The sequence below is a fragment of the Dietzia sp. Cai40 genome (genome assembly GCF_014145165.1).
GTDB lineage: Bacteria > Actinomycetota > Actinomycetes > Mycobacteriales > Mycobacteriaceae > Dietzia > Dietzia natronolimnaea.
Map to the genome: position 1 here is coordinate 1 of NZ_JAALEB010000028.1, position 6,377 is coordinate 6,377.

The 6,377-nt window shown below is 63.1% G+C and carries 6 protein-coding genes; 4 read left to right on the top strand and 2 right to left on the bottom strand.

Going from position 1 to position 6,377, the window contains the following annotated elements:
• Together G6022_RS01390 and G6022_RS01395 are read left to right on the top strand one after the other, a co-directional pair.
• On the top strand, positions 1-178 hold a 178-nt coding region (locus tag G6022_RS01390; RefSeq protein ID WP_277819474.1), incomplete at its 5' end, for an oxidoreductase C-terminal domain-containing protein.
• A 118-nt stretch (positions 179-296) separates the two neighbouring features.
• The gene (locus G6022_RS01395; protein WP_107749263.1) at positions 297-1,358 is read left to right on the top strand and encodes a BtrH N-terminal domain-containing protein; all 1,062 of its coding nucleotides are present in this window, start codon (positions 297-299) and stop codon (positions 1,356-1,358) included.
• 171 nt (positions 1,359-1,529) lie between these two features.
• On the opposite strand, the gene G6022_RS01400 is transcribed toward G6022_RS01395, so the two are convergent.
• On the bottom strand, positions 1,530-2,219 hold the full coding sequence (locus tag G6022_RS01400; RefSeq protein ID WP_107749262.1) for a TetR/AcrR family transcriptional regulator: 690 nt from the start codon (positions 2,217-2,219) through the stop codon (positions 1,530-1,532).
• Between the two features lie 118 nt (positions 2,220-2,337).
• On the opposite strand from G6022_RS01400, the gene G6022_RS01405 reads away from it, so the two are divergent.
• Positions 2,338-3,924, top strand: a complete 1,587-nt coding sequence (locus G6022_RS01405) for an MFS transporter (protein ID WP_107749261.1) — start codon at positions 2,338-2,340, stop codon at positions 3,922-3,924.
• A gap of 449 nt (positions 3,925-4,373) precedes the next feature.
• On the opposite strand, the gene G6022_RS01410 is transcribed toward G6022_RS01405, so the two are convergent.
• Positions 4,374-4,841, bottom strand: a complete 468-nt coding sequence (locus tag G6022_RS01410) for a hypothetical protein (protein WP_146166385.1) — start codon at positions 4,839-4,841, stop codon at positions 4,374-4,376.
• A gap of 186 nt (positions 4,842-5,027) precedes the next feature.
• Here G6022_RS01410 and G6022_RS01415 point away from each other — a divergent pair, with 186 nt between their 5' ends.
• The gene (locus G6022_RS01415) at positions 5,028-6,224 is read left to right on the top strand and encodes a cytochrome P450 (RefSeq protein WP_107749260.1); all 1,197 of its coding nucleotides are present in this window, start codon (positions 5,028-5,030) and stop codon (positions 6,222-6,224) included.
• Positions 6,225-6,377 lie beyond the last annotated feature (153 nt).

Consider the following 6,377-nt stretch of genomic DNA (forward strand, 5'->3'; position numbering starts at 1 on the left):
CACCCGGGACCGCGACTTCAGCTGCTTCTACCTCCGTGATGGCGAACTCCTTGCTGCAGACTGCATCAATCGTCCCCGTGATTTCATGCTCAGCAAACAGGTCATCACACAGCAGCGTCCTTTCGTCCGGACCGATTTCGCCCATACGGGTTCTCCCGATTCCTTGCGCAATGGGTAAGCCAGTCCCGAGCGAGACTCGCACGGTCAGCGGCGGAGCCTCGACGAACGGCGCTGACATCCCACTGGCGCAGCAAGAGCCCGGTTCGTACCCGCCCGCCGTTCAGAAAGGAACTCTGATGACTCGCCAGACGCTCATCGAGAACTATCCACACCGGGTCGGGGGGCACTGCGGCTCAGCCGCGATGCGAGACCTCCTGCACTGGCAAGGCCTCGGCTGGGAAGAACCGCCCGAGGAAGGTCTCGTCTTCACCCTCGGGGGGTCACTTGGCCTGTCCTACTTGCACTCGAGCGACCTCTTCCCACCGCTTTATCTGGTAGGGAGAGACTCCGATTTCGAAGTAGATCTCCCCCATCGACTGGGCGCACAGGTCCAAGTGCTCACGACCGACGATCCCCGAGAAGGATGGTCGTGGATCAGCCAGGAGATCGATGCCGGAAGGCCAGCCCTGATATGGGGCGACATTGCAGAGTTGCCCTACCTGCGGGTTCGGCTCCAAATGAGTCGCCACGATATCGTGGTAATTGGTTACGACGAGGCGGAGAGGATCGCCTTCGTTGTTGACAACGACCGTGCCGAGGTCCAAAAGGTTTCGTTCGACGCTCTCGCTCGAGCACGGTCGTCGATGTCATTCCCACAACCGACACGTCACACCACGTACCGCATCGCCTGGCCGCATGAGTTACCAGACCTTGCGCAGGTTGCCGCAGCGGCTTTCCGTCAATCGGCAGCGAACATGCGCCACCCAACTCCGCCCGGAGTCGTCGATCTCACGACCGCGGTGAGCGGTTCCGAAGGCTTAGCAGCGGTCGCCCAGCTCGCCGCTGATGTCCGGACTTGGTCCCATCTACCGGCTGACGAACTCGAGATCCTCTTATTCAGCTTGAGCGCTTTCATCGAGAAGGCCGGCACCGGAGGTGGCCTGTTCCGAAAGCTGCTCGCTGACGGCTGCGCGGACGTGGCACGTTTGACCGGTGACCTCGCGACCGAAGATCTCGCCGTAGTCGCCAGACACTGTGCACAGACATGGACGGAGGCCGGCCGAGCCGGGATCGAGCACGAGGTCGATGTGCGTACTCGGCTGGAACGTGTGGCTTCGGCGGTTAGCCTCCTGCCCACGCTCGAGCTTCAACTGGCTGAAGCTCTGGAGTCAGCTTCGCGATCGCTTGCAGCAGCCTGACTAATCGGGAAGTCAAAACTGGACGGTAGAAGTTCCGGCCGCACTCAGACTGCAGCGGATGGCTCGCCGCAGCACGCACCGAAACGACCGGGCTCTAGGGTTGCCTCGCCACCTCCCCAGCGACCTCGGCGATCGAGCGGTCACACCCATCCGACAAGAAGAAGCCCCGATTTAGCGAGATCCGCCGGCGCCAGGGCGGTTCAGGCCGTGGCTGGATTCGGCCGGGATGGGTTCGCCTCCCTGCTTGCGGGCAGCAAGAAAATCATCAACGAGTTGCACGCATCCGTCGTGGTCGACGGTGCAGAGCCCAGTAAGGCGAGCGAACACGACGGGACCCAGGAGTTGAACGATCGCGAAGGTGGTGTCGACGTTGCCGAGCTGTGCTCGAACGTCAGGCTGTGTGAGGATGCGGTCAAAGGGCTGCCGGTATTCCTCGATGACTCGACTGCGCAGTGAGGTGATCGCGGCCGAATCGGCAGGATCGCTGCCGCCGACTGATCCGATTGACAGCCAAGCCAGAGTTGTAATGTTCAGCGGCGCCTGGTCAATCAGGTCAGCTTGGGCCGTGAGAAGCGCGATGAGTTGGTCGCGTACCGACCCACTGGCGGTAGAGACCTCGACGCGAGGCAACAGCCGCTCGAAGGACGCTGCAAGCAACTGGGCGGTGCCGCCGAAATGCCGATAGAGCGTGGCCCGCGCAACCTTTGACATTCGAGTGACCGCCTCGACGGTAACCGCCTCTACACCGCCAGTGCTCAGAAGATGCGTAGCAGCGTCGAGCAATCGTTTTCGTGAGCGCAGCAGTCGCGGATCGAGCTGATCGTCGTCCGTAGCGGGCCGATCAGCACTCCAGTCGTTCACGCTCTCCCCCTTCGGCCGACGGTCACTTCTCGTCCAAGCTAACCTGTCCAGCCAGCCGGATACTGTGATACTACTTGTCTCGAAACAAGACCGACCATCTCACAGCAAGGGGCCGGCGATGAACTCACCGCAACAGACCATCACCGAGTCATCCCGGTGGACCCGAGCTGAATGGTGGATGCTCACGGTGTCGTGCCTGGCCGTGGCGTTGGTGGTCGCGGCCATGGCCGCGCTGTATTCGGCATTACCGCAGATTGCGGTAGAGACTGGAGCGACGCAAGCCCAGCTGACCTGGATCGTCGATGGCTACACGCTGGTACTGGCGTGCCTGGTCCTGCCCGCTGGAGCGATCGGTGACCGCTACGGCAGACGGGCGGTTCTCGTAATAGGTCTGGTGATATTCACCTTGGCGTCCGCACTTCCCCTGCTGCTGTCTGACCCGGCGTGGTTGATCGCTGCGCGAGCGATTGCCGGGGCGGGCGCTGCGCTGGTAATGCCCTCGACGCTCTCGATTCTGACTGCTGGTTTTGCCGCCGTTCATCGCGGCCGAGCAGTAGGTGTGTGGGCTGGAGTCGCCGGCTCCGGAGCAGTGTTAGGCATCCTCGGCGCCGGGGTGTTGCTTGAGCGCTGGTCGTGGGTGTCGGTATTTGTTGGACTGACCGCAGCGGGAGCCCTACTGGCCGCGCTGGCATGCACGATCGCTGAGTCCAGCCAGCATGATCACCCTCCCGTGGACTGGGTGGGCGCGGCGGCAGCTGCAGTCGCGGTTGCGGGAATCGTATTCGCCACGATCGAGTTTCCAGCGCGGGGTTGGGCCGACCCGATCGTTCTCGCCAGCGCCGGGGCCGGCATGTTGGCGACAGCCTTTTTTATCCTGATTGAGCTGCGATCCTCGGCCCCCTTGTTGGATGTTCGGTTGTTCGCCAAGCGCGGCTTCAGCGCCGGCTCGTTGTCGGTGGCCATCCAATTCTTGGTCACTTTCGGGGTATTCCTACTCCTGGTGCAGTACCTGCAACTGATCCTGGGATATGGACCGCTGGCCTCGGCGTTGGGGTTGGTGCCGATGACGGTCCCCCTGATCGTGATCTCGGTGATCGCCCCCCGACTGTCACAGCGATTTGGGCTGCGAGTGATGACCGTCGCTGGCCTGGTGACCATCGCAGTTGGTCTGATGCTGGTGAGCAGGCTGACCGTCGATGCACGTTACCTCGACCTGCTTTGGCCGCTGGTGATCATGAGCGCAGGACTTGGACTATGCACAGCCCCGGCGACCTACGCCATCATCGCCGAAACTCCGGAGAGCAAACACGGGGTCGCCGCCGCAGTCAACGATGCGGCCCGCGAGATCGGCGCTGCGATGGGGATCGCGGTAGCCGGCAGTGTGCTGGCCGCCGGATACACCCGCCACATTCAACCCACCCTTCCCCAGCTGCCCGAACCTGCCCGTGGTCCGGTCGCCGATTCTCTGGCCGCCGCACTAGAGGTCGCCGCACAAGCCGGACCAATGGCGCAACCATTGGTCGACTCCGCCAAAGAAGCATTTGTGAACGGCAGCAGTCAGGCCACGCTTACGTTGGCAATCCTTACCGCCGGCGCCGCAGTCTTGCTAGCGTTCCTTGCCCCGGGCGCTGCTGGCTCACGCGACCACAAAACCATGGCCAGCTCAAAAGCACCGGCTCACCGGGCAGTGGCGGCGGATAAGTAGCCGATCCAGATTCAGACTGCATGGAGAATCTGCCCAAGGTCATCAAGAACCGCAGTTTCTGGTGCGCACGGCCGGGTTCGGCGCGGACGGCCTCCATACGAGCATCCGGTCGCGACTCCCCCGCCAGCTCTCGCTCACGAGCGTCATTCTGCTCGGCAGTCGACAACAACAGATGCGCCACCGCACTACCCGCTCAGACCACGCGGCAGCTTCGCCGCCAGTAACTCCGCCAAGCTTCCAACAGATTCTTCTACTGAGTCGACTTGCCCGCCAGGATGAGCAACCCTGGCCGCGCTGAAGGCGACAGACTTCTCTTCATATCCAGCTGTAGGCATCAAGGCAACGGTGGAGGGCACCGTGGTCGAGGTCGGCGGCCCTTACCTTCTCGACCAGCACGACCGCGATGAACTCCCCCGGCGCGGCACCCAGGAAAGCAGCGAGTCGCACACCTACCCGGCATTACCGCGGAGGATGTCGCCCAGCAATGACTGGTATCCACCGCGAGGCGGGGACAGGACGCATGTGATCCCCAGTCGCACCAGCCTGTCGATGACGTTCTCGTGGTCGTCCACCGCTAGCACGCCGTCATCCGCGAGCTTTCGAAAAGAGGGCGCGAGCGCGCTGGTAATGGTGTCGATGATCGGCGCAGTCTGAAGCACGAGGGCTTCGCCGATGATTCCCGGCTCGTCCGTGCGGACCTTACGGAACAAGGGGTGCTGCTCCACCCGCTCCAGGGCCCGCGCGCAAACGGAAAGCACATCGGGTGCGTCAGTCGCACTGTCGAGCCCGCGAATCACCTCGCTCAGCAGGCGCTCGATCTCGCGTTGCAGAAGGCTCGTCGCCGCGCGATCGACTGAACCAAGAATCCGGTACGCCGTTGTCCTCGACACCCGCGCCACAGCCGCGATGTCGGTCATCCGCGTCCGGCTGACCCCATGGCGCAAGAAGGCCGACAAGGTGGCGTCTAGGTACAGCTGCTGGTCGATTTCACGCCTCCTCGCAGTGGGGAACCCCTCGCCTCAATTCTGGCAGGCAAACCGGGTGTACAGTGGGACGAAAGTATCCTACCGTCCCAAGTGGCCCGTCCAGACCGGAGGCCCCAAGTGTCAGAGCTCTACAACCCGTACGACCCCGCCGTCCAGGCAGACCCGTATCCGATTTATCAGGTGCTGCGCGAGGAGTCGCCGGTCTACTGGAACAAGGAACAAGAATTCTGGGCACTATCCCGGTTCGACGACATCTGGGCTGCCACGCAGGACCACCGGCGCTTCTCCTCTGCGAAGGGGATCGTCGTCGGCCAGGACCTCGCGGCAGGCATGGGCGACCTGATGCCGATGATGATCATGATGGACCCCCCACGGCACTCCGCTCTGCGAAAGCTCGTGTCCCGGGCCTTCACTCCCAGGCGGATCGCCGAAATGGAGGGCAGCATCCGGGCTACCGCGCGGGGACTCCTGGGGGCTTTCATCGAGCGAGGTGAGGTCGACTTCGTCCACGAGTACGCCGGCCCCCTGCCCACGATTGTCATCGCGGACATGCTCGGCATCCCGAACGAGGACCGGCAGCAGTTCCGGGATTGGTCCGACCGTCTCGTGCAGGTCAATCCCAACGATCCGGCCTCCGTCGAGGATGCGACGAACGCGGCCCTGGGGCTCTACGGTTACTTCACGCCGATGCTCGCCGCACGCCGCGCCAACCGCAAGGACGACCTCATGTCCGCCCTCCTGGACGCCGAGGTCGACGGCGAGACGCTCACCGAAGAGGAACTCCTCGGCTTCTGCTTCATGCTTCTCATCGCCGGCAACGAAACCACGACGAACCTCATCTCGAACACCGCCCAGATCCTGAGTGAACGCCCCGAAACGCTGCGAACGATCGCCGCGGAACACAGCCTGCTCCCTGCAGCTGTCGAGGAATTTCTCCGCCTTGAGTCCCCCGTCCAAGGCCTCGCCCGGACCGTGACCGAAGATGTCGAACTGCACGGTGAAACCATGCGAGCTGGCAGCAAGGTGATGCTGCTCTACGGGTCGGCGAACCGTGACGAGAGGGAGTACGCTGACCCGGAGTCATTCATTCTCGACCGGAAAACCGAGCGCGGTCTCGCCTTCGGTCACGGCCCCCACTTCTGTCTCGGTGCCGCGCTGGCCAGGCTCGAGTGCCGAGTCGCCTACGAGGAACTCCTGTCCTACGTACCCGACTTTGCACTTGCCGACGGCGCCGAGCGCCTCCTCTCAGGGCCCGTGAGGGGCTACAAGAAGCTGCCGATAACGTTCGAACCGACGTCCATCAGCGCCAGATGAGCCACGGTGGCGACAACCAACAAATAGCGCGTGCCAGCCGCGTTCAATCAGAGCTCACAATTCCATTCTTTGGCTGTTAAAGCGATCGCAGTACGCCGACTAGAGCGGTAACGCGGGCCGCTGACACTGGCCGCTGACACTGGCCGCTGACAC